The sequence below is a fragment of the Microbispora sp. CA-135349 genome, assembly GCF_050947365.1.
Classification (GTDB): Bacteria; Actinomycetota; Actinomycetes; order Streptosporangiales; family Streptosporangiaceae; genus Microbispora.
The window spans coordinates 6,884,917-6,908,629 of the sequence record NZ_CP192001.1 but is presented as its reverse complement, the minus strand read 5'-3'; the positions used below and the strand labels follow the sequence as shown (position 1 = coordinate 6,908,629).

Annotated in this window: 24 protein-coding genes; 14 read left to right on the top strand and 10 right to left on the bottom strand. The window is 73.8% G+C overall.

What is annotated here, in order from left to right:
* The first annotated feature begins 2 nt into the window (after positions 1-2).
* Both egtC and egtD read left to right on the top strand, forming a co-directional pair.
* Positions 3-704: an ergothioneine biosynthesis protein EgtC gene (gene egtC / locus ACQPZZ_RS31785; RefSeq protein ID WP_432925166.1), complete on the top strand. Its 702-nt coding sequence runs from the start codon at positions 3-5 to the stop codon at positions 702-704.
* 11 nt (positions 705-715) lie between these two features.
* Complete coding sequence (gene egtD, locus ACQPZZ_RS31780) at positions 716-1,681, top strand: L-histidine N(alpha)-methyltransferase (protein WP_432925164.1); 966 nt, start codon at positions 716-718, stop codon at positions 1,679-1,681.
* Here the strand turns inward: egtD and ACQPZZ_RS31775 are convergent.
* From ACQPZZ_RS31775 to ACQPZZ_RS31765, 3 genes are all read right to left on the bottom strand, one after another.
* A complete protein-coding gene (locus tag ACQPZZ_RS31775) occupies positions 1,671-3,017 on the bottom strand; it encodes a sensor histidine kinase (RefSeq protein ID WP_432925162.1) in 1,347 nt (448 codons plus the stop codon). The two genes, egtD and ACQPZZ_RS31775, sit on opposite strands and share 11 nt — an antisense overlap.
* Before the next feature lie 242 nt (positions 3,018-3,259).
* A complete protein-coding gene (locus tag ACQPZZ_RS31770; protein WP_432925160.1) occupies positions 3,260-5,650 on the bottom strand; it encodes an FtsX-like permease family protein in 2,391 nt (796 codons plus the stop codon).
* On the bottom strand, positions 5,644-6,444 hold the full coding sequence (locus tag ACQPZZ_RS31765; RefSeq protein WP_432925158.1) for an ABC transporter ATP-binding protein: 801 nt from the start codon (positions 6,442-6,444) through the stop codon (positions 5,644-5,646). The genes ACQPZZ_RS31770 and ACQPZZ_RS31765 overlap by 7 nt, the downstream gene beginning before the upstream one ends.
* Before the next feature lie 110 nt (positions 6,445-6,554).
* On the opposite strand from ACQPZZ_RS31765, the gene ACQPZZ_RS31760 reads away from it, so the two are divergent.
* Positions 6,555-7,826 carry a sensor histidine kinase gene (locus ACQPZZ_RS31760; RefSeq protein ID WP_432925156.1) on the top strand — a complete coding sequence of 424 codons (1,272 nt, stop codon included), beginning with the start codon at positions 6,555-6,557 and terminating at the stop codon, positions 7,824-7,826.
* Complete coding sequence (locus ACQPZZ_RS31755) at positions 7,814-8,461, top strand: response regulator (RefSeq protein WP_432925154.1); 648 nt, start codon at positions 7,814-7,816, stop codon at positions 8,459-8,461. Before ACQPZZ_RS31760 ends, ACQPZZ_RS31755 begins: the two co-directional genes overlap by 13 nt.
* A 107-nt stretch (positions 8,462-8,568) precedes the next feature.
* Here ACQPZZ_RS31755 and ACQPZZ_RS31750 read toward each other — a convergent pair whose 3' ends face one another.
* Positions 8,569-8,967: a PPOX class F420-dependent oxidoreductase gene (locus tag ACQPZZ_RS31750; protein ID WP_432925152.1), complete on the bottom strand. Its 399-nt coding sequence runs from the start codon at positions 8,965-8,967 to the stop codon at positions 8,569-8,571.
* Between the two features lie 18 nt (positions 8,968-8,985).
* Positions 8,986-9,645, bottom strand: a complete 660-nt coding sequence (locus ACQPZZ_RS31745) for a DedA family protein (RefSeq protein ID WP_432925150.1) — start codon at positions 9,643-9,645, stop codon at positions 8,986-8,988.
* A gap of 266 nt (positions 9,646-9,911) precedes the next feature.
* Here ACQPZZ_RS31745 and ACQPZZ_RS31740 point away from each other — a divergent pair, with 266 nt between their 5' ends.
* Complete coding sequence (locus ACQPZZ_RS31740; RefSeq protein WP_432925148.1) at positions 9,912-10,136, top strand: hypothetical protein; 225 nt, start codon at positions 9,912-9,914, stop codon at positions 10,134-10,136.
* Here the strand turns inward: ACQPZZ_RS31740 and ACQPZZ_RS31735 are convergent.
* From ACQPZZ_RS31735 to ACQPZZ_RS31715, 5 genes are all read right to left on the bottom strand, one after another.
* Entirely contained in the window at positions 10,123-10,653 is a 531-nt protein-coding gene (locus tag ACQPZZ_RS31735) for a DUF6789 family protein (RefSeq protein WP_432925146.1), read from the bottom strand. The genes ACQPZZ_RS31740 and ACQPZZ_RS31735 overlap by 14 nt on opposite strands.
* Before the next feature lie 167 nt (positions 10,654-10,820).
* The gene (locus ACQPZZ_RS31730; RefSeq protein WP_432925144.1) at positions 10,821-11,369 is read right to left on the bottom strand and encodes a hypothetical protein; all 549 of its coding nucleotides are present in this window, start codon (positions 11,367-11,369) and stop codon (positions 10,821-10,823) included.
* Between the two features lie 185 nt (positions 11,370-11,554).
* On the bottom strand, positions 11,555-12,130 hold the full coding sequence (locus tag ACQPZZ_RS31725; RefSeq protein WP_432925142.1) for a nuclear transport factor 2 family protein: 576 nt from the start codon (positions 12,128-12,130) through the stop codon (positions 11,555-11,557).
* A gap of 159 nt (positions 12,131-12,289) precedes the next feature.
* On the bottom strand, positions 12,290-13,243 hold the full coding sequence (locus ACQPZZ_RS31720) for a glycosyltransferase (protein WP_432925140.1): 954 nt from the start codon (positions 13,241-13,243) through the stop codon (positions 12,290-12,292).
* A 76-nt stretch (positions 13,244-13,319) separates the two neighbouring features.
* The gene (locus ACQPZZ_RS31715; protein WP_432925138.1) at positions 13,320-13,898 is read right to left on the bottom strand and encodes a D-glycero-alpha-D-manno-heptose-1,7-bisphosphate 7-phosphatase; all 579 of its coding nucleotides are present in this window, start codon (positions 13,896-13,898) and stop codon (positions 13,320-13,322) included.
* Positions 13,899-14,084: 186 nt separating this feature from the next.
* On the opposite strand from ACQPZZ_RS31715, the gene ACQPZZ_RS31710 reads away from it, so the two are divergent.
* The 9 genes from ACQPZZ_RS31710 to ACQPZZ_RS31670 are packed head-to-tail and all read left to right on the top strand — an operon-like array spanning position 14,085 to position 23,689.
* Entirely contained in the window at positions 14,085-15,725 is a 1,641-nt protein-coding gene (locus ACQPZZ_RS31710; RefSeq protein ID WP_432925136.1) for a carbamoyltransferase family protein, read from the top strand.
* Complete coding sequence (locus ACQPZZ_RS31705) at positions 15,722-16,849, top strand: glycosyltransferase family 2 protein (protein ID WP_432925134.1); 1,128 nt, start codon at positions 15,722-15,724, stop codon at positions 16,847-16,849. The genes ACQPZZ_RS31710 and ACQPZZ_RS31705 overlap by 4 nt, the downstream gene beginning before the upstream one ends.
* Positions 16,846-17,928: a glycosyltransferase family 9 protein gene (locus ACQPZZ_RS31700; protein WP_432925132.1), complete on the top strand. Its 1,083-nt coding sequence runs from the start codon at positions 16,846-16,848 to the stop codon at positions 17,926-17,928. The genes ACQPZZ_RS31705 and ACQPZZ_RS31700 overlap by 4 nt, the downstream gene beginning before the upstream one ends.
* Positions 17,925-19,118: a glycosyltransferase gene (locus ACQPZZ_RS31695; protein WP_432925130.1), complete on the top strand. Its 1,194-nt coding sequence runs from the start codon at positions 17,925-17,927 to the stop codon at positions 19,116-19,118. Before ACQPZZ_RS31700 ends, ACQPZZ_RS31695 begins: the two co-directional genes overlap by 4 nt.
* A 3-nt stretch (positions 19,119-19,121) precedes the next feature.
* A complete protein-coding gene (locus tag ACQPZZ_RS31690; protein WP_363647345.1) occupies positions 19,122-19,673 on the top strand; it encodes a D-sedoheptulose-7-phosphate isomerase in 552 nt (183 codons plus the stop codon).
* Positions 19,670-21,067 carry a PfkB family carbohydrate kinase gene (locus ACQPZZ_RS31685; protein WP_432925127.1) on the top strand — a complete coding sequence of 466 codons (1,398 nt, stop codon included), beginning with the start codon at positions 19,670-19,672 and terminating at the stop codon, positions 21,065-21,067. Before ACQPZZ_RS31690 ends, ACQPZZ_RS31685 begins: the two co-directional genes overlap by 4 nt.
* Positions 21,068-21,111: 44 nt before the next feature.
* The gene (locus ACQPZZ_RS31680) at positions 21,112-21,792 is read left to right on the top strand and encodes an SDR family oxidoreductase (RefSeq protein ID WP_363647347.1); all 681 of its coding nucleotides are present in this window, start codon (positions 21,112-21,114) and stop codon (positions 21,790-21,792) included.
* Positions 21,783-22,730: a glycosyltransferase family 9 protein gene (locus ACQPZZ_RS31675; RefSeq protein WP_432925125.1), complete on the top strand. Its 948-nt coding sequence runs from the start codon at positions 21,783-21,785 to the stop codon at positions 22,728-22,730. Before ACQPZZ_RS31680 ends, ACQPZZ_RS31675 begins: the two co-directional genes overlap by 10 nt.
* Positions 22,727-23,689, top strand: coding sequence for a UDP-glucuronic acid decarboxylase family protein (locus tag ACQPZZ_RS31670; protein WP_432925123.1), 963 nt, complete (start codon positions 22,727-22,729; stop codon positions 23,687-23,689). Before ACQPZZ_RS31675 ends, ACQPZZ_RS31670 begins: the two co-directional genes overlap by 4 nt.
* The last annotated feature ends 24 nt before the right edge of the window (positions 23,690-23,713 follow it).

Here is a 23,713-nt window from a genome sequence, read left to right as displayed (position 1 = left end):
CCGTGTGCCGTCACGCGGCGTGGCTGGGCCCGGTGCGGCCGGCGGCCTCGCTCATCGACGACCCGGAGCACGGGCTGCTGCGCCAGTCGTACGCGCCGCGCATGCAGAAGTACGGCACCGTGAACGCCGACGGGTTCGGCTTCGGCTGGTACGACGGCTCCAGGCCCGTGCGCTACCGCCGTACGGTGCCGATCTGGGCGGACGCCAACATGCCCGGCCTCGCCGCGGTGGCGCGGTCGTCGTGCCTGATCGCCGCGGTCAGGTCGGCCACGGTCGGCATGCCGATCGAGGAGACGGCCACGGCTCCGTTCGCCGACGGCCGGTGGCTGCTCAGCCACAACGGCCGGGTCAGGCGCGAGGCGCTGCGCCCGCTCGCGGCCGATCCGGAGAGCATGTGCGACTCGGCCTGGCTCGCGTCGGCGGTGTTCGCCCGGCTCCGTGACGGGGTGCCGCTCACCGACACCCTGCCGGCCGTCGTCCGCGCGGCCGCCGAGGGGGACCCGCAGGCCCGGCTCAACCTGCTGGTCACGGGCGGCACGGAGGTGGCCGCCGTCGCCTGGGGCGACACCCTGTTCACGCACCTGGAGGAGGGAGTGCTGGTCGCGAGCGAGCCGCTGGACGACCGGCCCGGCTGGCGGGCCGTGCCCGACCGCAGCCTGCTGCTCGCGTCCCCCGACGGCGTTTCCGTGACATCCATCGACTGAAAGAGGCGACCATGGTTACCGACCATCTCGGCGGCGACTACCTGCGCCAGGCTCTCGAGGACGACGTACGCGCCGGGCTCACCTCGTCACCCAAACGGCTGCCCCCGAAATGGTTCTACGACGAGGCGGGCAGCGAGCTGTTCTCCCGGATCACCCGGCTGACCGAGTATTACCCGACCCGGCGCGAGCTGGAGATCCTGCGCCGCCGCGCCGTCGACGTGGCGGGCCTCACCCGCGCCGACACGCTCGTCGAGCTGGGCTCGGGCACCAGCGAGAAGACCGTGCTCCTGCTCGACGCGCTGGCCAACGCCGGGACGCTGCGGGCCTACACGCCGGTCGACGTGGACGCCGTCACGCTGGCCGCCGCGGCGGAGCGGCTCGCCGTGCGGTATCCCGGCCTGGACGTGCGCCCGGTGCGCGCCGACTTCGAGCGGCACCTGGCGCTGCTGCCGAGGAACGGCAGGCGGCTGGTGGCCTTCCTCGGGGGCACGATCGGCAACCTTCCGCCCGCCGCGCGTGAGATGTTCTTCAAGGAACTGCGTGCCACCCTGCGGCCCGGGGACACCCTGCTGCTCGGCGCCGACCTGGTGAAGGAACCCTCCCGCCTGGTCAGGGCGTACGACGACGCGCAGGGCGTGACGGCCGCCTTCAACCGCAACGTGCTGCACGTGCTCAACCGGGAGCTCGACGCCGGCTTCGAGCCGGAGGCGTTCGAGCACGTCGCGCTGTGGGACGAGGACAACGAGTGGATCGAGATGCGGCTGCGGGCGACCCGGCCCATGGAGGTCCCGATCAGGGCGCTCGGTCTCACGGCCTCCTTCGCCGAGGGCGAGGAGATGCGCACCGAGATCAGCGCGAAGTTCCGCAGGCAGGGCGTGCTCGACGAGCTGTCCCGGGCCGGGTTCGCGGTCTGCCGTTGGTACACCGACAGCGCCGGAGACTTCGCGCTGACCCTGGCCACCGTCGTCAGTGGCTGAGGACCTGCCCGCCGCCCACGAGTGAGATGTCCGCGGGCAGCGGCAGGCGCAGGACGAAGCGGGCGCCGCGCGGGGAGTCCTCGACCTTGAGCGTTCCGTGGTGCGCGTCCGCCGTGACGCGGCACAGGGCGAGGCCGAGCCCGGTGCCCTTGGGGTCGCGGCGGCGCCCGTCCTTCAGCCGGACGAACGGCTCGAAGACCCGCTCGCGGTCCTCCGGCGCGATGCCGTCGCCGTCGTCGAGCACGGTCACGACCGCCTCGTCCCCGGCCCGCCCCACCGTGACGTCGACCCTGCTGTACGCGTGGCGCTGGGCGTTGACCAGCAGGTTGGTCAGCACGCCGCACAACTGGACCCGATTGCCGAGGACGGTCACGTCGTCCTCGACCTCGACGTGCACGGGCACGCCGTCCGTGCGGGCGGCGGCCTCCTCCCGCGCGAGCGTCCCCAGGCCGACCGGCTCGGGCTCGGCCGTCGCCGCGGTGCGGACGCGGGCGACCGTGAGCATCTCGTCGATGATCGCCTGGCACCGCTCGGTGGTGCGCACCGCCGTACGGATCGTCTCGTAGGGATCGGTGTCCTCGCGGTAGAGCAGGGCCTCCTCCAGTTGTGTGCGCAGCCCGGCGAGCGGGGTCCGCAGCTCGTGGGAGACCATCGAGGCGAAGTGCCGCTGCTGGCGCACCGAGGTGTCGAGGCGTTCGAGGAAGCCGTTGGAGGCCCGCGCGAGCTCGGCGATCTCGTCGCGCCCTGGCGGCTGGGGAACGCGCAGGCTCAGGTCGCGCACGGTGATCTCGGTCACCCTCTCGCGAATCTCCCTGACCGGACGCAGCGTGCGGCCCGCGGCGCGCCAGCTCGCCCAGGTCCATCCGGCGGTCATCAGCAGCACTCCGATCGCGATGAACAGTTCCAGCCGCCGCGAGGCCAGCAGGCCGGGCTCGGTCCTTCCCGCGTACACGGCGTGCGGCTCGCCGCCCCAGAACAGCCGGGACTGCACCGGCAGGACCCGTACGGCGGTGAGCACGACGCACCGGCCCTCGTCCGGGCATTCGATCCGGTATTGCAGGCGGTCCTGGCCCGTGGGGAAGGGGGAGGTCAGCGGGGCCCGGCCGCTCGCAGCCCGGCTGGCGGTGATCACCCGGTTGCGGGAGTCGACGAGCTGCACCAGGTCCTCGTGCGCGGCCGGTGGCTGCGGGATGCCGTTGGGGCCCATCGAGGCGATCCAGTCGGTGGCCACCCGCTGGGTGTCCATGAAGAGATGACTGTGGATGCGGTTGCGGACGGCGATGTCCAGACCGAACCCGAACACCGTGAGGACGACGAGGGAGACGACCGCGCTCATCAGGGCGGTCCGCGCCTGGATCGAGCGCGGGCGTAAAAAGGAAGGCACGAGCCGGCCCACCATGACCCCTCCCTTCGTGTCCGTTATGCAATGCTCAGGAAAAAAATGTTAATAAGGGCAATCCGGGATCCGGGCCGCCTGGGCGGGTTGGATCACAACCCTTGCGATAAGCAGGCGGAGGGTTGAACGTTTCTTTGCCTGATCATGCATCCGCCCTGGTAGACGGCCAATTTCTGGATCTTTTACCCCCTTGTACGCGTTTTACGGGAGCGCATTGAGAGAAATGGGCTCAACGTGAAAATAGTGCTGGGTGTGGTGGCGATGATGAGACAGGCGGCGACGACGGCCGCCACGGCCGGCCAGGGGATGACCAGAGGAACGGCGTCACCGGCCATCTGCGCCAGCCCGGCGCGCATCCCCAGCAGCGAGGGAACGGCGACCGCGAAGCCGAGCACGGCACCGGTCCCGGCGACGAGAGCCGCCTCCGCCGCGGTCGCCGCGATCGCCTGCCGTGGCGTCGCGCCGGTCAGGCGCAGGACCGCGACGTCGCGTACCCGCGCCGACGCCGCCATCACCTGCGTGTTGACGATGGCGAGACCGGCGTAGCCGGCCGAAACCCCGACCAGCAGAAGCGTGAACAGCCAGACGAGCCGGTCCTCCTCCGCCTGCTCGCCGGCCGCGCGGTCGGCGACGCTCACCGTCTTCGCCCCCGGGAAGACCATCCCGGCCGGCCGGGACACGTACGCCTCGGGGGTAAGCGCCGACGGGTCGTGCGCCCGGACCGTGTCCCTGGCGATCACCACCTCGGCGGGCGCGTCGCGCAGGACCGCCCCGATCCGCAGGCGCACCGTCCTGCCGTCCTCGAAGGCGAGGGGCACGACGTCCCCCTTCCGCCAGCCGTGGTCCCGGGCGGCCCACTCCGCGACCGTCATCTCGTCCCCGGCAAGGTGACCGTCGCCGAGCGCGGCGAGCGGCCTGCCGCCGTGCGCGCTGTCGTACACGGTGGTGGGCAGCGGAGCCGAGCCGGCCGCCGCCGCGAGCGCCGCGTCGGACAGGCCGGGGGCGCCGTCGGGCACGAGCACCGCCGCCGCGCCGCCGCCCGCCGCCCCCTTCACGGTGTACGCCGCGGCGGTCGTGCGCACCATTCCGGTGACGAGCACGGTGAAGCCGACCGCCAGCAGCACCGGGGCCGCCGTGGCGGCGGTGCGCCGCACGGCCGTCATCGCGCTCCGCCCGGCCAGCATGCCCACGGCCGGCCGGGAGATCGGCCACGCGAAGGCACGGACGAGCGGCGGCAGGACGACCGGCGCGAGCAGGGTGAGCCCGGCGATCAGCGCCATCGCGGCGAGCAGGACGTCGTTCACCAGGGAGTCCTCCCGGGCGGAACCGCTCGCCACCGCCAGGGCCAGACCGCCCGCGACCGCCACGACGCCCGCGATCCATCTCACCCTGGTCATCGGCGTGCCGCCCGCCGCCTGGTCGCGCAGGGCCTCCAGCGGGCGGACCCGGGCGGCGCGGCCCGAGGCGGCCAGCGCGCCGAGCAGGCCCGCCGCGATCCCGGCCGCCACGGCTCCGGCCACGGGCAGCGGGGTGAACCGCACGCCGAACGACGCGGGCTCGAAGCCCGCCGTGACGAGCACCCCGCCCACGGCGGGCGCGACGGCCACGCCCAGCAGGGCCCCGGCCGTGGCCGCGACCGCGCCGACGGCGAGCGCCTCGCCGTACACGATCAGCCGGACCTGGCGCGGGGTCGCGCCGGCCGCCCGCAACAGGCCGAACTCCCGGCGCCGCTGGTTGACCCGGAACGCGAAGGTGGACGCCACCAGGAACACCGACACGAAGCCGCCGAGCAGCGCCATCGCGGTCAGCACCTGCACGCCGATCCAGCGGGTCCGCGCGTCCGCGGCGGGTTCGGCCGCCGCCCGGTCCGGCCCCGCGAGCACCTGCCCGGCCCCTGCGCCGGGCCCGGCCCCGCGTACGGCACGCCCCACCGCGGCCCGGACGTCGGCGAGATCCGCCCGCGGTCCGACGAGCACCCCGATGACCCGCACGCCACCCCCCAGCCGGGCGGCCTCGCCGTCCGACACGTACGGGCCCGGGCCGTCGGTGAGACCGGTGACCCTGTACGGCGCCGGCCCACGCGCCGTCAGCAGCATGACGGGCGAGCCCGGCGCGAGCCCGAGCGTCCGGCCGAGCACCACCTCTCCGGCACGGACCGGCGGCCGGCCCGCCACCAGCCGGTACGGCGCCAGCGCCGCGGTGCTCCAGCCCCGGGCCTCGTGCGCGCCCGCCGGCCTGCCCCCGACGACGGCCTGGGCGTAGAAGGCGCGGTCGGGGACGGCCGCCGTGACGCCGGGCACGGATGTCAGCGCGCGGACCAGCGAGTCGACGGTTTCGGGGGACCAGGGCCGGTTCTCGGCGAATAGGCCCTCGCCCGCGGGCGCCGTCCCCGGGCTCCGGACGAGGAGAGGCGTGGCGGCGTACCGCTCGGGCACGCGCGGGCCGGCGGAGGTCAGCAGCAGCGCGGTCGCCGAGAGGATCACGGTGCCGAGGCACAGCGCGACGAGACTGCCCACGAGCCCCGTCAACCGGCCCCGAAGCAGGGGACGCAGCAGTGGGAGGGTGCTCAGCATCGCTCCTCCAGCAGGGCCATGCGGGAGGCGATCTCGGCGGCGGTCGACCGGCCCAGCTCCCCGGCGGGCCGGCCGTCCGCCAGCAGCACGACCCGGTCCGCGTACGCAGCGGCGGCGGGGTCGTGCGTGACCATGACGACGGTCTGCCCGCGAGTGTCCACGAGTCCGCGCAGGAGTTCCATGACCGCGCGGGACGCGACGCTGTCGAGCGCGCCGGTCGGCTCGTCGGCGAAGAGCACGGCGGGCCTGCTGATGAGCGAGCGGGCGATCGCGACCCGCTGACGCTCGCCGCCGGACAGCTCGGCGGGCCGGTGACCGGCCCGGTGGGCCAGACCGACCTCGGCGAGGGCGTCGCGCACCTCGGCCGGGTCGGGGCGGCGGCCGGCCAGGCGCAGGGGCAGCGCCACGTTCTCCTCGGCGGTGAGCGCGTCGATCAGGTTGTACTCCTGGAAGACGAAGCCGACGCGTTCCCGCCGCAGCAGGGTGAGCGCCTTCTCGTTCAGCGGGCCGAGGTCGGCGCCGTCGATCAGGACGGTCCCGGTCGTCGGCCGGTCGAGCCCGGCGGCGCAGTGCAGCAGTGTGGACTTGCCGGAGCCCGAGGGCCCCATCACGGCCGTGAAGGTCCCCGTGCGGAAGCCGAGGGTCACGTCGTCGAGAGCGGTCACCGCACCGGGGCCGGTGCCGTACACCACGCGGACCGCGTCGAGCAGCACCGCCTGCCCGGTCGCCTGTGTCGTGCCCTGTGTCATGTCGGTTGGGGTCGTGCCGGTCTGTGTCATGTCGGTTGGGGTCATGTCGCAAAGCCAACCGGCGGCGGCCCCGCGTGGCATTGGCGCTGGGGCGAGAACGAGAGGTATTCCCAGCACTACCGACACCGGCGCGTTCAGCGGTTAGCGTCGGTGCCGTGGCCGTCCCCCTCCGCGTCCCCGCAGCCCCCAGAGATCCCAGAGACCCCAGAGACGACGCAGCCCCCGCGGTTCCGGCGCCCCGGACCGCGCTGGACGCGCTCGCCGGGCCGCCGGGGCGCTTTCTGACCTCCGCCTGGCCCTGGCGCTCGCTGGCGTACCTGCTGGCGGGGGCCGTTCCCGGTTTCGCGTTCGCGACCGTGCTGTCGTCGGCGCGCGTGATGGGCGGCGCGACGGGTGCGATCGCCGCCGTGCTCGTGGCCGCCCTGGTGACCGCCGCCCTGCTGGCGCCCGTGGCCTGGTTCGAGCGGCGGCGGCTGCGGCTCGCGGACCGGCAGCCGGTGCGCGGACTGCCGGACGGCCGGGTGCCGGGGTGGCGGGAGGCGGGGCACGCCCTCGTGGCGCTGGTCGCGCTCGGATGGGTGGACCTGCTGGTCGCGGCGGCCGCGATCGGCGGGCCGACGGTGCTGATCCTGTCCCCGGTCGTGCAGCCGACCGGCCCCGGGAGTGAGGCCACGCTGGGGGAGACCTTCATCGGCTCGGCGGTAGGGCTGCTGCTGGTGCCCGTCGCCGCGTACACGATCACCGCGTGGGCGGGCGCCAGGGCGGCGATGGCCCGGGCGATGCTCGTGCCGCAGGAGGCCGAGATGCGCGAGATCGCGCGGTCCCGGGCGCGGCTGGTGGACGCCTTCGAGGCCGAGCGCCGCCGAATCGAGCGCGACCTGCACGACGGCGCGCAGCAGCGGCTGGTGGCCCTGTCGATGAAGCTGGGCCTGGCCGGGCTCGACCTTCCGCCGGGCTCGCCCGCGGCCCTGCGGCTGGAGGAGGCCCGCGAGCTGGCCGGGCAGGCGCTCGCGGAGTTGCGCGAGCTGATCCGCGGGGTCCACCCGCAGGTGCTCGCCGACCGCGGGCTGCCCGCCGCCGTACGCGACGTCGCAGGGAGGTCGCCGGTGCCCGCGCGGGTGGACATCGCGCTGGACCGGCGGCTTCCCGAGCGGGTGGAGGCGGCGGCCTACTACGTCGTGTGCGAGGCGCTGGCGAACGTGGCCAAGCACAGCGGGGCCGGCTCGTGCGCGGTGCGCGGCCGGTCGCGTCACGGGACGTTGGCGCTGGAGATCGCCGACGACGGGCGCGGGGGAGCGGACCCGGCACGCGGGACCGGCCTGACCGGGCTCGCCGACCGGGTGGCGGCCGTCGGCGGCACGCTCACCGTCGAGAGCCCGCACGGCGGCCCGACCACGGTCAGGGCGGAGATCCCGTGCGCGTGGTGATCGCCGAAGACTCGGTGCTGCTCCGGGAGGGCCTGGCCGGCCTGCTGGAACGGTTCGGGCACAGCGTCGCGGCCGCCGTGGGCGACGCGCCCGCGCTGATCGCGGCGGTCGCCGAGCAGGATCCGGACGTCGTCGTCGCCGACGTGCGCATGCCGCCCGGCTTCAGCGACGAGGGGCTGCGGGCCGTGCTGGAGCTGCGCGCGGTGCGGCCGTCCCTCGCGGTGCTGGTGCTCAGTCAGTACGTGGAGCAGACCTACGCGGCCGAACTGCTCGACCAGGCGGGCGCCGGGGGCGTCGGCTACCTGCTGAAGGACCGCATCGGCGACGTCACGCAGTTCGCGGGCGCGGTGACGACGGTCGCGGGCGGCGGCACGGTGATCGACGCCGAGGTCGTCAGGCAACTGCTGCACGGGCGCCGTGACCCGCTGACCCGGCTCACGCCGCGCGAGCGGGAGGTGCTCGCCCTGGTCGCGGAGGGCCGGTCCAACGCCGCGATCGCCCGCGCGTTGTTCGTCTCCGAGGCGGCCGTCGCCAAGCACATCGCGAGCATCCTGGCCAAGCTCGACCTGCCCCCGGACGCCGACGACCACCGCCGGGTGCTCGCCGTGCTCGCCTACCTGCGCAGCGCCGTGTGAGCGGGTTCGAGGGCCGGAAGGTGCGGTGGTCCCGGGCGCGGGTGGGGGCGTGAGGGAAGGTGTGCCGGGCGGCTCCGCGCGCGCTCGCCCGGCGGACGCCCCGTCCGTCAGCGGCCGGCGCTGGAGATGACCTTCTCGGGAACGACGCGCACGGTGATGCGCTGCTCTCCCGGCTGCCGGTAGGGGTAGGTGTCCACCCCGAGGTACTTCTTCGCCAGGCCGTCGATGACCGCGTCCGCGCCGTCGAGCTCCAGCTCGGCGGTGCCCGAGACGCTGACGAAGCGGAAGGCGTTCTCCGGGTCGAGCACGCTTACCGACACCCGGGGGTCGTTGCGCAGGTGCCGCTCCTTCGCCCGGCCCACGGCGGTGTTGAAGATCACTTCGTCTCCGTCGACGTCGACCCACACGACGGTGTTGTGCAGCGATCCGTCCGGCCGGATGGTCGTCACCCAGGCGTGGACCGGTTCCTTCAGCAGAGCTACGGCGTTCTCATCGAGCTTGCTCATCTGCTCCTCCTCGGTTCGTCAGCGCTGCCCCAGATCGGCGACAGACACGAGATCACATTCTTCCTCGGAGGACGAGGTGGGAAGATTCTCGGGGGAGAGCCGGGTGGCGCGTCGTTTCCGGAGCCATCTCGCGAGCTCGACGATCACGGCGACCGACAGCGCGATGCCGAGGCCGAGGAACAGGCCCTTGATCGGGTCGTTCTCGAACGCCATCCCGCCGAAGAAGCCGATCAGCCCGGAGTACACGGCCCATGAGGCCGCCGCGATCGCGTCGAAGAACGTGAACGAGCGCAGCGGATGCCGTACGGCGCCCATGGTGAGCGTGGTCGCGGTGCGCCCACCGGGGATGTACCTGGCCACGACCAGGACGAGCCCGCCCCGCTCGGCCAGCGCGTTCCGCGCCCAGGCGAACGGCCTCTTCTCCCGCAGCCTGCCCGCCGACCTGCTGCCGATCAGATAAGAGATATGGTCACCCGCGCATGCGCCGAGAGCCGCGACCACGATGACCAGGGCCAGGTTGGTCTCGCCCGACGCCGCGAACACCGCGGCGGTGATCACCGAGGTCTCGGCCGGCACGACCGGGAAGAACCCGTCGAGTAGCGCCAGGGCGAACAGCGCCACGTATAACCAGGGCGATGACATCATCTGCTGGACCAGGTCGAGGATGGCGTGCGACATCAGCGTTACTCCGATCGTCAGGGCACGGGTACACCGTGTCGCAGAAGAGCGTCGGGGACATCCGGGAGATCCCGGATCGGACGCGGGCCCATCCCTCACAGGGGTCAGGGCCGACACGCCACGAAGCTGGACGCCCAGCAGGTCACGGCGCATCGGACGATCAGCGGGTGTCACCCCCTACTTTCGTACGTGGGAGCGACGGCGTCAGGTGAGGTCGGCGTCGTGGACGCGGATCGCGGCGAGCCGCTCGCGCGCGACCTCGGCACGTGCGGGCGCTTGTGGACGAACGAGCCGAGGAGCCTCTTCAGGAGGGCGGGGGAGAGCATCGCGTTCCCCGCGGCGACCGTGCGGACCGCGGCGATCAGCTCACGCGGCGGCGTGTCCCCACCCGGGACTACGTCACCGCCTTCCTCGACGCGCATCTGAAGGGCAAGCGGCGGCCTCTGCTCGACGGGCCGTCGGCGAAGTATCCGGAAGTCAGGTTCTGGTAGCGGCGACGGGCTCGGGAGTGGGGATGACGCGCCGGACCTGCTCACGCACGCGGGGAGCGAGTTCGGCGGTCAGGGGCGCCTTCTCGGTGCGCAGCCGGTTCAGCGCGACGGCGAGCGCGGTGCCCCACATCAGATGCCCCGCGAGCAGTGCGGCCTGGCGGCCCACGCGGTCCTTCGGGACGGGCGGGTACGCGCCGATGCTCGGCGCGAGGCCCTGGTAGCCGAAGTACCACACCAGCAACCCGTACGCCGTGCCGATCGGGACGGGCACCCGCTGCCCGGCCGACAGCAGGCCGAGCACAGAGCCGCAGGTGGAGCCGAACGCGAAGTGCGCGATCGTCCCCAGCACGTTCTCGCCCTTCTTGGGCTTGTCCGCCCCGCGAAGGGTCATCCGCGCGAACCGCCGCGGCGGCGGCTCCTCCAGCAGGCCGGCCCTGTCCGCGGCCATCAGCATCGCGCTGTACACGGCCGTCGCGAGCGCGCCGCCGACGGCGCCGTTCACCAGGTTGCGCATCATGAGGACCCTTTTCCCACCCGGACCGGATCACCTGCCCTCGCGGTGCCCCGTTCTCGGTAAACAATCAAGACCCTCGCGGTGGCCTGCCCGCGGCAGCTCCGCAAATCGACAGCCCGGTGGACGTCCCCGCCCTTCTTCTCCCACGCGAGCCCATCGTGATCACCTGGTCACGATCGGCTCGAATCGTCGGAGCGGCGGCTGACGGGTGAGCCGCAGAACTCGCGGTATGCCGCGCGTAGTCCGGTCGCTTGCGGGGCCTGCCGCGCCTCCAGCGTTCTGATCACCTCGGCGGCCCGCCAGTGATGGGAAGGCACGAAGTGCGGGTCGGTGAGGGCGGCGAGCGTCATGTGCCCGGCCTCCTCGGGCTGTTCAGCGGACACGAGCGCGAGAGCCAGGTCGAGCCGTGCGGCCAAAGCCCGGCGCGGTCGTCGCGGACCGGCGGACTCCAGCCGGTCGAGCACCCCGCGCGCGTAGCGCTCGGCCGCGGGGTCGCCGATCCAGGACAAGGTCGTGGCGATGTAGGCGTCGGACTTGGCGGGGTCATAGCGGTAGTGGTGTTCGGGCCGGTCCGGGACCGGGAGCGGCGCGACGAGCCGCGCCACCCGGTTCAGCGCGTCGCGAGTCTCGCGGGCGGCGCCCAGACGCGCCCAGGCCCGGCCCTCCTGCGCGGTCGCCTGGATGTACGCCGCCGGCGACCAGAAGCCGCCGATGCTCACTGAGCGTCTTCTTGGCATCCAGAAGCCGGGAGACGTAACCGAGATGACGGCGCAGTTCGACCATCGTGAGCACCTCGCTGCCAGATCTGGGGGGCGTGGCGGCCTTCCTCAGTGTCTCCTGAACAGATCTGTGACCGAAGGATTACGCACTGCGAGAAAAGTGCGGGCGTGGCTCGTGAGGGCGGTCACCGGCCGGAGAGCCTGCGGAGGAGCCGGCGGATGGAGCCGGATCCCGTCTCGGCTCGGGCCTCCTGGTCCGGCGAGCCGGCGGCGGGCGCGGGCCCGGCCTCCCGATCGGGCACGACCATGTGGACGGGAGCGGCCGCGGAGCCGGGCTCGGTCCGTACGAGCCGGCAGCCCAGCGACATGTACGCACCCAACTGGTCGTAGTAGATGCGGCCGGTGACGAACCTGTCGTCTTCCACCGTCCACATCCCGCACCCCGTCCAGCGGACGTGGTGGCCGGTGCCGGGGATCTCGGTGCCGTCCGGGAGCGGCATTCCTCCCGCCTGGCTCCCCGACGTGACCCATTCGACGGCGATGGAGTCACCGTGCACCAGCATCGTGGTGACCTCGGTCGTCAGGTCGGGCACGATGGAGAAGAACTGGCCGAAATACCACTCGATCTGTTCGTGCCCTTCGACAATGCCGACCGGGGTCACGACGACGGCGCCCGGGTGAAAGCAGCCCAGCAGACGCCTGCTGTCGTGCGCGCACAGTGCCGCCGCGAAAACGTCATGGAGATCCCGGGGATCGGGCATGGCTCCCCCTCACCACCTGCAGCAGGGTTACCCGCAGGGATGCCGGTCGGTCTCATCGAGGGGCAAGGTTCTCCCCAGGAAACGCCGGCAACGCGACCTCATGACGTCTGATTCGCCGCGGGCATCGGGCCCCGATCGGATCGGGACCCGGCGAACGGGTCATCCCCGGACGATCGAGGTGAGCAGCGTGTCCCAGTCGGCGAGGAAACGGTCGAGGTTGTAGTGGGCCAGCGCCGCCGCGCGGGCCGCCTTGCCCGCCTGGACGGCGAGCTCGGGCTCGTTGGCGAACCGGTCGAGGGCGCGCAGCAGCGTGGGCAGTTTGGTCGAGACGACCCCGGCCTCCGGCGGCACCGCCTCCACGGCCTCGGTGGTGGCGAGCGCGACGATCGGCATGCCGATCATCATGGCCTCGATCAGCGACAGTCCGAGCGAGGTCCAGCGGTAGGGATGCAGGTACACCCGCCGCTTGGCCAGCTCGGCGTGCATGGCGGTCTGCGGCAGGTCCTCGAACGCCTCCATCTGGCCGTCCAGGCCGAGCTTGGACGGCAGGTTCGTCACCTTCATGCCGAACACGTCGAGCGGGGCCGCCGCGGCGAACGTGGGCAGCAGGTCGGTGCCCGCCACCCGCCAGCGCCTGATCGGCTCGTTGACGACCACTCCCGCGCGGGCCAGTTCGCCGGTGTAGAGGTAGCCGGGGTCGACGACCCCGTGCTCGATCACGTGGGTGGGGGCGCGGCCCGAGTCCCAGAACAGGTCGTTGAAGTGGGTGACGTGGACGATCGGGATGTCGTCCCGGTCGGCCAGCGGGTGCCGGCTCTTGGGCACGTCCCCCGCCGGGGTGTTGTGCTCGACGTAGACGCCGGGCACGTCGCGCCCCAGCCACTCGCGGGCCAGGTCGAGCTCGTGCGGCCGCTGGTAGACGACCACGTCGACGTCCTCGCCCGCCAGCCGGTCGTACGGGACCTCGCGGGCGCTGACGGGCCAGGGATAGGTGTCGGCCCGGCCCCGTCCGTCGGGACCGCGGTCGGGGGTGAGCGGCACCAGATACTCGTGCTCCCCGTGCACGAAGGACGTGGTCCACGAACCGTGGACATGCCAGACCATGATCCTCATCGCATCGCTCCCCGTCCGTCGTCCTGCAGACCTCGGAACACCGTGCCTCCTGTCACGCCTCCCCCGTCGTGGCGCGTCACCCCACTGCCCTGGTCGTGCCCGCTTCATCCTCAGCTGTCAGCTGAATTCCCGGAAGCACCAGGTCGATCGCCTCGGCGAGGTCGGACGCCACCTCGGGGGCCGCCGCGATCTCCTCGAGCAGCGTCTCCGGGGTCGGCACGAGAACGCCCCGGGCGCCGGCGGCGCGGGCCGCCTCCACGTCGCGGCCGATGTCGCCGATCACGACGCACTCATCCGGAGGAACGCCGAGCCGCCGGGCCGCGCGCAGCACGAGGCCGGGCGCGGGTTTGCGGCAGTCGCAGCCGTCGCCGTCGTCGTGCGGGCAGATCTCCCACACGTCGAACGGGCCGAGCAGGGCCTCCACCCGGTCGTTCACGGCCCGCAGGGCCTCCGGGGCGATCAGGCCCTTGGCCACCCCCGACTGGTTGGTCACGACTCCGATCGGGACGCCCTCCGCGCGGAGCCGGTCCAGAGCCTCCCGGGCTCCTGCGACGGGTTCGACGCGATCAGGATCGGAGTTGTATGGGACGTCGTAAACGAGTGTTCCGTCACGGTCGAAGAGCACCGCGGCGGGCCTGCGAGCGGAATCTTGCACGGGCGACCTCCTGTGCGAATCGCCCGCCGGGCTGCCCTCGGGACAAAGCGGCAAACACCGGCCGATGACTACGCAGAGTAGCAGTAATTGAGTGCATCCCCCACTCACGTCGACTTCTCTACAAAGGAGTGTTTAGAAGCGCTTCTCTCGGTAACCAGACCTCCACTGTGCCACGGAGGGAAACCGATGCGGTTCTTGGGGATAAATGCGATTTTTCATGATCCAGCCGCTGCGCTGGTCGTGGATGGTGAGGTGATCGCCGCAGCCGAGGAAGAGCGCTTCAGCCGCCGCAAGCACGGCAAGCGCCCGGTCCCGTTCTCCGCCTGGGAGCTGCCCGAGCTGGCCGCCGCGTGGTGCCTCGAACAGGCCGGTCTGCGGCCGGAGGACCTCGACGGAGTCGCCTACTCCTACGACCCCGAGCTCGTGGTGCCCGCGGGGCCCGGGCAGGACGGGCACTGGGAGGACCTGCGCACCACCTACGCGCGCCGCGCCCCCAACTTCCTCGCTACCGTGCTGCCCGGTCTCGACCCCGCGCAGGTGCGCTTCGTTCCCCACCACATCGCGCACGCGGCGTCCGCCGGGCTGGCCGCGCCCTACCGCGAGTCGGCGGTGCTGGTCTGCGACGGCCGGGGCGAGGCCGTCTCGCACCTGGCGGGGCACTACCGGGACGGCGAGCTGACCGTCCTCGCGAGCCAGGCGCTGCCGCACTCCCTCGGGCTGATGTACGAGGACCTCACCCAGCACCTCGGCTTCCTCCGGTCGAGCGACGAGTACAAGGTGATGGCCCTCGCCTCCTACGGCGAGCCGCGCTTCCTGCACGAGATGCGCGAGCTGATCTACGCCACGGGTGACGGCGGCTTCCGCGTCGAGCCGATCGACTGGAGCGTCTACGCCAAGGCGCTCGGCAAGGACGAGAAGTGGACGGCCGACCACGCCGACCTCGCGGCGAGCGTGCAGGTCCGGCTGGAGGAGGTGCTGCTCGACCTCGCCAGGTGGCTGCACGAGCGCACCGGCGCCCGCTGTCTCACGATGGCCGGGGGAGTGGCGCTCAACTGCGTGGCCAACAGCCGGCTCTTCGCCGAGGGCCCGTTCGAGGACGTGTGGGTGCAGCCCGCGGCGGGCGACTCCGGCACCGCGCTCGGGGGAGCGCTGCACCTCGCGCAGGCGGGCGGCGACCCCGTCGCGCCGATGCCCGGCGCCGACCTCGGGCGGGGCTGGACCGACGAGGAGCTGGGCGCCTGGCTCGACGTGGCGCGCGTGCCGTACGAGCGCCCGGCCGACCTCGCCGCGACCGTCGCCGCCGAGCTCGCGGCCGACCGTGTGATCGCCTGGTTCCAGGGACGCGCCGAGTACGGCCCCCGCGCGCTCGGCCGCCGGTCGCTGCTCGCCCACCCCGGCAGCCCACGCAACACCGAGCGGCTCAACGACGTGAAGGGCCGCGAGCAGTTCCGCCCCATCGCCCCGATGGTGCTGGCCGAACGCGCCCCCATGATCTTCGGCAGGGGCCCGACGTCGAGCCCGTACATGCTGTTCGTCCACGACGTGCGGCCGGAGTGGCGCGACCGGATCCCCGCGGTCGTGCACGTCGACGGCACGGCCAGGATCCAGACCGTCGAGCGCGGCCGAGATCCGCTGCTGGCCCGGCTGCTGGAGGAGTTCGAGGCGCGCACCGGGCTGCCCGTGGTGGTCAACACGAGCCTCAACACGGCCGGCCGCCCGATGGTGGACGATCCCCGCGACGCCCTGGAGTGCTTCGGCTCCGCCCCGGTGGACGTGCTCGTCCTCGGTCCGTACGTCGTGCGCAGGGGGGCGGTGTTCGCCGGATGACGACTGAGATGACCCGGGAGACGAACACGGCGTCCACGGGCGAGCCGTACAGACAGACGGGGCCGGCCGTCACGGTCGTCGTCCCGACGATCGGGCGGCCGAGCCTCGCCGCCACGCTCGCCGCCGTCGGGGCCGGTCATGGTCACGGTCCCGAGGTGATCGTGGTGGACGACCGGCCGGGGGAGGACCGGGAAGCGCTCACAGTGCCGCCGCGCGTACGCGTGCTCAGGTCGGGCGGGCGCGGCCCGGCCGCCGCCCGCAACGCCGGATGGCGGGCCGCGACGACGCCGTGGGTGGTGTTCCTCGACGACGACGTGGTGCCGGGCCCGGGCTGGGTCCGCGCGCTGACGGAGGACCTCGCCCGCCTGCCCGAGAACGTCGGCGGAAGCCAGGGACGCCTGGAGGTGCCGCTGCCCGGTTCCGCCGAGGGCCGCCGCCCGACCGACGCCGAGCGCAACACCGCCGGGCTGGCCGGCGCCGACTGGATCACCGCCGACATGGCCTACCGCAGGACGGCCCTGGAGGCGACCGGCGGGTTCGACGAGCGATTCCCCGGGGCGTACCGGGAGGACGCCGACCTCGCGCTGCGGGTCGAGCAGGCCGGGTTCTCGCTCGTGAAGGGGGAGCGCCTGACCCGCCATCCGGTGCGCGACGACGGCTTCTGGTCCAGCGTGCGCTTCCAGCGCGGCAACGCGTCCGACGCGCTCATGCGCCACGTGCACGGCCGCGACTGGCGGGCGGCCATCGGCGGTCACCCGGGCAGGCTCAAGCGGCACGCCGTCACCACCGGCGCGGGCCTGCTCGCGCTCGCACTGGCCGGGGCCGCCGCCTTCCGGCGCGGAAACGCCCGCGGCGGGACCGGGTGGGCCACGGCGGCCCGGATCCTGCGCGGATCGCGGCTGCCGGCGAAGCGGCGCGACGCGCGCCTGGCCGCCGCCGCGGGCGTCGCCGGGCTCGCCTGGCTCGGGCTCACCGCCGAGTTCGCCTGGGCGCGCGTCGCCCCCGGGCCGCGCACGCCGGAGGAGATCGCCCGCATGGCCGTGACCAGCGTGGTCATCCCTCCGGCCGCCTGCGCGCATCGGCTGAGGGGTGAGGTGCGGGTGCGGACGGGGAGGCGCTCGTGATCGGGACCGCTCTGGTGGTGCGGCCCGACAACGCGGGCGACGTGCTGCTCGCGGGGCCGGCCGTGCGCGCCGTCGCCGCCGGGGCGCGGGAGGTCGTCATGCTCGCCGGCCCGTACGGCAGGGCGGCGGCCGAACTGCTGCCCGGCGTCGACCGCGTCCTGGAGTGGCGCGCGCCGTGGATCGACCCCGACCCGGTGCCGATGACCTCCGAGCACGCGGCCCGCCTGGTGGAGCGGGTCCGCGCCATCGGACCCGACGTGGCTGTGATCTTCACGTCCTTCCACCAGTCGGCGTTGCCGACGGCCTTGCTGCTGCGTCTGGCCGGAGTGCCGCGGATCGCCGCGATCAGCGAGGACTTCCCCGGCTCCCTGCTCGACGTGCGTCACGTCGTGGACGAGAGCGTGGACGTCCCCGAGCCGGAGCGGATGCTCGGCCTGGCCCGCGCGGCCGGCTTCGACCTGCCGCCGGGCGACGACGGGCGGCTCGCCGTACGCGGGCCGCTGCCGGACGTGGAGCACCTCACCGGCCCGCCCGGTTATTTGGTGGTGCATCCCGGCACGACCGCGCCGGCCAGGGCCTGGCCCGCCGAGCGCTGGGCGGAGGCGGTCGAGGCGCTGCTGGCCGCCGGTGAGCGGGTCGTCGTCACCGGCAGCCCGGGGGAGCGGGCGCTGACCGCGATCGTCTCCGGCCCCGCCCTCGGCTCCGGTTTCGGGCTCGATCTGGGCGGGGCGACCACGTTCGCCGAGCTCGCCGCGGTGCTGGCCGGGGCGTCGGCCGTGGTCGCCGCCAACACCGGCCCCGCCCACCTCGCGGCGGCCGTCGGCACGCCCGTGGTCAGCCTGTTCGCACCGGTCGTGCCCGCCGCCCGCTGGGCCCCGTACGGCGTGCCGGCGGTGGTCCTCGGCGACCAGGGCTCCCCCTGCCGGGGAAGCAGGGCGCGGATCTGCCCGATACCCGGTCATCCGTGCCTGTCCTCGATCAGCGGCGAGCAGGTCGTGGACGCCGTACGGCGCCTGGCCGCGCTGACACGGACGGCGGAGGCGACGTGGGGCGATGCGGTGAAGGAGGGGGTGTCATGAGGATCGCCCTGGTGTCGGAGCACGCGAGCCCGCTGGCGACCCTCGGCGGCGTGGACGCCGGCGGGCAGAACGTGCACGTCGCGGCGCTGGCACTGGCCCTGGCCGAGCGGGGCAACGAGGTCGTCGTACACACGCGCCGCACCTCCCCGGGCCAGCCGGACGCCGTGCCCATGGCGCCCGGCGTCACCGTCGAGCACGTGCCCGCGGGGCCGCCGGAGCCGCTGCCCAAGGACGAGCTGCTGCCGTACATGCCGGAGTTCGGGGCGCACCTGGCCCGCCGGTGGAAGGCCGAGCCGCCGGACGTGGCGCACGCGCACTTCTGGATGAGCGGGCTGGCCACGCTGACGGCGGCCGAGGACCTGGACGTGCCGGTCGTGCAGACCTACCACGCGCTCGGGACGGTGAAGCGGCGCTGGCAGGGCGAGGCCGACACCAGCCCGCCGAACCGGATCGCGATCGAGCGCGACATCGGCAGCCGGGCGGTCGCGGTCATCGCCACCTGCTCGGACGAGGTCCGGGAGCTCGTCGCGATGGGCGTGCCGCGCGACCGGATCACGGTCGTGCCGTGCGGCGTCGACCTGGACCTGTTCCGCCCCGCGGGCCCGGCCGCCCCGCGCGGCGACGGGCCCCGCGTGCTGAGCATCGGCCGCATGGTGCCGCGCAAGGGAGTGGACACCGTCGTCCGCGCCATGCGTCAGGTGCCCGGCGCCGAACTGGTCATCGCGGGCGGCGAACCGGGCGACGAGGAGAGCACACGGCTGCGCGCGCTGGCCGACGGCCTCGGTCTCGGCGACCGGGTCCGGCTGATCGGCAGCGTGAGCCGGGCCGAGGTGCCCGCCCTCATGCGCTCCGCCGACGTCCTGGTGACCGTCCCGTGGTACGAGCCGTTCGGCATGGTGCCCCTGGAGGCCCTGGCCTGCGGGGTGCCGGTGATCGCCTCGGCGGTCGGCGGTCACCTCGACACCGTCGCGGGATGCGGCGTGCTCGTGCCGCCCCGGCGGCCGCGTGCGCTGTCCCGCGCGCTCGGCGACCTGCTGGCCCGGCCCGGCCTGCGGGCGGCGCTGTCGGCCGCCGGAGGCCGGCGGGCCCGTGCCCGCTACGGCTGGCCCAGGATCGCCGAGCAGACCGAGTCCGTCTACCGAAACCTGGCCGGCGGGTGCCTTCGCACCCTCGCCGCCGCGGGAGGCTGAGCGATGCATCCTCATCTGGCCCGGCTGAGCACCGCGCTGACGGCGGTGGACCCGGAAACACCCAAGATCTACGCCTGGGGTTACAAGCTCGCGGCCGTGCTACACGGCGGCGGGCGGCTGCTCGCGTGCGGCAACGGCGGCTCCGCCGCCGAGGCGCAGCATCTGACCGCCGAACTGGTCGGCCGCTACCGCGCCGACCGGCGGCCGTACGCCGCGATCCCGCTGCACGGCGACACCTCGTCCCTGACCGCGATCTGCAACGACTTCGGCCTGACCGAGCTGTACGCGCGGCAGGTGCGGGCGCACGGCCGCCCCGGCGACGTGCTGATCTGCCTGTCCACCAGCGGGAAGAGCCGCAACGTGACCGAGGCGGCCGAGGCGGGGCGCGAGTGCGGCCTGACGACCTGGGCGCTGACCGGCCCCGGGCCGAACCCGCTCGCCGAGCTGTGCGACGAGGCCCTGACCGTGCCCGCGGACGACACCGCGACCATCCAGGAGGTGCACCTCACGGTGATCCACATGCTCTGTGACGTGATCGAGAAGGCTGTCGCGTGAGCGGACCACTCGTCATCGTCGGAGACTCCCTGCTCGACGCCGACGTCGAGGGCACGGCCGACCGGCTCGCCCCCGACGCGCCCGTCCCGGTCGTGGACGGGCAGGCGGAGCACCACCGGCCGGGCGGCGCGGGCCTCGCGGCGCTGCTGGCCGCCCGCGACGGCACGCGGGTGGTGCTGATCACCGCCATGGGGGACGACCCCTCCGGCCGCTGCCTGGAGGGTCTGCTGTCGCCCACGGTGGAGATCGTGCGGCTGCCGCTACGCGGCACGACCGTGCGCAAGACGCGGGTGCGCGCCCGCGGGCAGACGCTGGTCAGGATCGACACCGGCGACGGCCGGGCGATGGGACGGCCAGGCCAGGTGGCCTCCGCCTCGGCCTTCGCCCGCGCGGCCGACGCCCTCGCCTCGGCGAGCGCGGTCCTGGTCGCCGACTACGGCCGGGGCGTGAGCGATCTGCTGCGCGAATCGCTGCGCGGCCTCGACGTGCCGCTGGTCTGGGACCCCCATCCCCGCGGTTCGCTGCCCGTGCCGGGATGCGCGCTGGTCACGCCGAGCGAGGCGGAGGCCCGAAGCATGTGCGAGGAGCCGTACGTCTCGCCCGAGCGCACCGCCCGCAGGCTGGTGCGCGACCTCGACGCCGAGGCCGTCGCGATCACGCTGGGCGAGCGCGGGGCGGTGCTGGCCCGCCGCGGCGGCAGGTTCGGGCCGGTCCCCGTCCCGCACGTCGCGGCCGGTACGGACGCGTGCGGCGCGGGCGACCGCTTCGCCGCGGCGGCGGCGCTCGCCCTGGCGGACGGCGCGTCCACCGAGGACGCCGTCGCCCGCGCGGTCGGCGAGGCCACCCGGTTCGTTGAGGAGGGCGGGGCCGCCGCGCTGCGCCTGCATCATTCCGGCCGGCACTGTCCCGCCGCCGAGTCGCCGGTGCCGTTCGCGCCCGGCGCCTCCGCCTTCGAGGTGGCCGCCGCCGTACGGGCCGCAGGGGGCCGCCTGATCGCGACCGGCGGGTGCTTCGACCTGCTGCACGCCGGGCACGTGAGTTTGCTGCGGCGGGCCCGGGCCTTAGGCGACGCTCTGGTGGTCTGCGTGAACTCCGACGACTCGATCCGGCGGCTCAAGGGACCGAGCAGGCCGCTGGTGAGCGAGCGCGACCGGGTCGAGGTGCTGCGCGCGCTCGGCTGCGTGGACGCCGTGACGGTCTTCGACGAGCACACGCCGTCGCAGGTCATCGAACGGCTGTGCCCGGACGTGTGGGTGAAGGGCGGCGACTACGACGCGCGGTCGATGCCCGAGGCCGAGGCCGTGCGCCGGGCCGGCGGGGAGGTCGTCATCCTGCCGACCGTGCCCGGTTACTCCACCACCGGCCTGATCGCCGCCGCGCAGGCCGCTTCGTGACGTCCGCCGCGGGTAGCGGTCCCGCTGTCGAAAGGGAAACCACAATGGTGGGAAACGTACTGATCACCGGCGGCGCGTCCGGCCTCGGCCGGGCCACGGCCATGGCGGTCGCCAAGGCCGGCGGACGGCCGCTGGTCGTCGACGTCGACGAGCCGGACGGCGGGTTCGACTGGGTACGGGCCGACCTGGCCGATCGTGAGCAGGCCGAGCGGGCCGTGCGCGAGCTGGCCGAGCGCGCGGGCGGGCTCGACGGCGTCGTGACGGCGGCGGGCATCGACGCCTGCGGACGGCTGGAGGACGTGGCCGCCGAGCAGTGGGAACGGGTGATCGCGGTCAACCTGCTCGGGACCGCCGCGGTGGTCCGGGCGGCTCTGCCGCACCTGCGTTCGTCCGGCGGCAAGGTCGTCACCGTCGCCTCCACGCTCGGGGTGCGGGCGCTCAGCGACGCGACGGCGTACTGCGCCTCGAAGTTCGGCGTCGTGGGCTTCACCCGGGCGCTGGCGGCCGAGCTGGCCGGGCAGGTGGGGGTGACGCTGCTGATTCCCGGCGGCATGCGGACGAACTTCTTCAACGACCGTCCCGACCAGTACAAGCCCGGTCCCGACGCCCGGCTGAACCAGCCGGAGGACGTCGCCTCGGCGATCCTGTTCGCGCTCGGCCAGCCGCAGGGCTGCGAGGTCAGGGAGCTGGTCGTCGCCGCCTCCACGGAGACGTCATGGCCGTAGAAGATTCGCAAAGACCGGTCCTGCTCGCCCTGCGCGGGCTCGGGCTCGGCGACCTGCTCGCCTCGGTGCCCGCGCTGCGGGCGCTGCGGCGGGCGTATCCCGGGCACCGTTTCGTGCTGGCCACTCCGGCCTATCTCGGCGGGCTGCTGCCGTTGATCGGCGGCGTCGACGAGGTGCTCGACGTGTCCGGCCCCGGGCCGGTGCCGTACGAGTCGCCGGACGTCGCGGTCAACCTGCACGGCAGCGGCCCGGAGAGCATCCAGGCGCTGCGCCGCACCCGGCCGGGCCGCCTGCTCACCCACGCGCACCCCAACGTGCCGGGCTCCGACGGCCCGGCCTGGGAGCCGGAGACGCACGAGCGGCGGCGGTGGTGCTCACTGCTGGAGTGGTACGGCATCCCGGCCGACCCCGACGATCTCGCGCTGGGCGACCCGGGGCCGAGCCCGCTGTCCGGCGGAGAGGTGATCATCCATCCGGGGGCGGCCTTCCAGGCGCGGCAGTGGCCGCCGGACCGCTTCGCCCAGGTGGCGGCCGAACTGGCCCGCCAGGGCCGCCGGGTCGTCGTCACCGGCGGCGTGACCGAGATCGCGCTCGCCCGGCACGTCGCCGCGCTCGCCGGCCTGCCGGAGGAGTCGGTTCTGGCCGGCCGTACGAACCTGCCCGAGCTGGCCGCGCTGACCGCGCACGCGGCGCTGGTCGTCTGCGGAGACACGGGCATGTCGCACCTGGCCGTCGCCGTCGGCGCGCCCTCGGTCATCTTGTACGGCCCGGTGCCGCCCGCGCTGTGGGGGCCGCCGCCGGGCCGCCCGCACATCGCGTTGTGGGCGGGGCGCAGGGGCGATCCGCACGGCGACCGGCCCTCGGAGGGCCTGCTCGAAATCGGCGTGCCGGAGGTTCTCGACGCGGTCAGAAGGTTGCGAGGAGTGGGAGTGCGGTGAAGGGATCCCGTGTCGTGGTCACCGGAGGAGCCGGGTTCCTCGGCTCCTACCTGTGCGAGCGGTTGGTGGAGCGCGGTGCGGCGGTCGTCTGCCTGGACAACTTCCTCACCGGGTCGCCGCGCAACGTGGAGCACCTGATCGGGAGGCCGGCGTTCCGGCTCGTGGACTGCGACCTCACCGGGTTCGTCCACGTGCCGGGCCAGGTCGACCTGGTGCTGCACTTCGCCTCGGCCGCGTCTCCCGCCGACTATCTGCGCCATCCGATCGAGACGCTGAAGGTCGGCAGCATGGGCACGCTGCACGCGCTCGGGCTCGCCGCGGAGAAGGGTGCGCGGCTCGTCCTCGCCTCCACCAGTGAGGTGTACGGCGACCCGCTGGAGCACCCGCAGAAGGAGACGTACTGGGGCAACGTCAACCCGGTCGGCCCGCGCAGCGTGTACGACGAGGCCAAGCGCTTCGCCGAGTCACTGACCACGGCCTACCGCAACTCGCGCGGGACCGACACCGCGATCGTGCGGATCTTCAACACGTACGGCCCGCGGATGCGGCCCCACGACGGCCGGGCGATCCCCACCTTCATCCGTCAGGCGCTGCTCGGCGAGCCGATCACCGTGACCGGCGACGGCAGCCAGACGCGGTCGATCTGCTACGTGGACGACACGATCGACGGCGTGCTCGCGCTCGCCGAGAGCGACTTCGCCGGGCCGGTGAACATCGGCAATCCCGCCGAGATGTCGATGGCCGAGCTGGCGGAGACGATCCGCGACCTGGCGGGCTCGTCCTCCCCGATCCGGTTCGTCGAGCGGCCGGTCGACGACCCCGCCGTCCGCCGTCCCGACACCTCGCTCGCCGGGGAGCGGCTCGGCTGGCGTCCCCGCGTCGACCCGGTCACCGGCCTGCGCCGCACGATCGACTGGTTCGACAAGGAGCTGAACAGCTCTTATTCGGCCGCCTCCTGACCCCGCCGCCCCGGACTCCCGGGG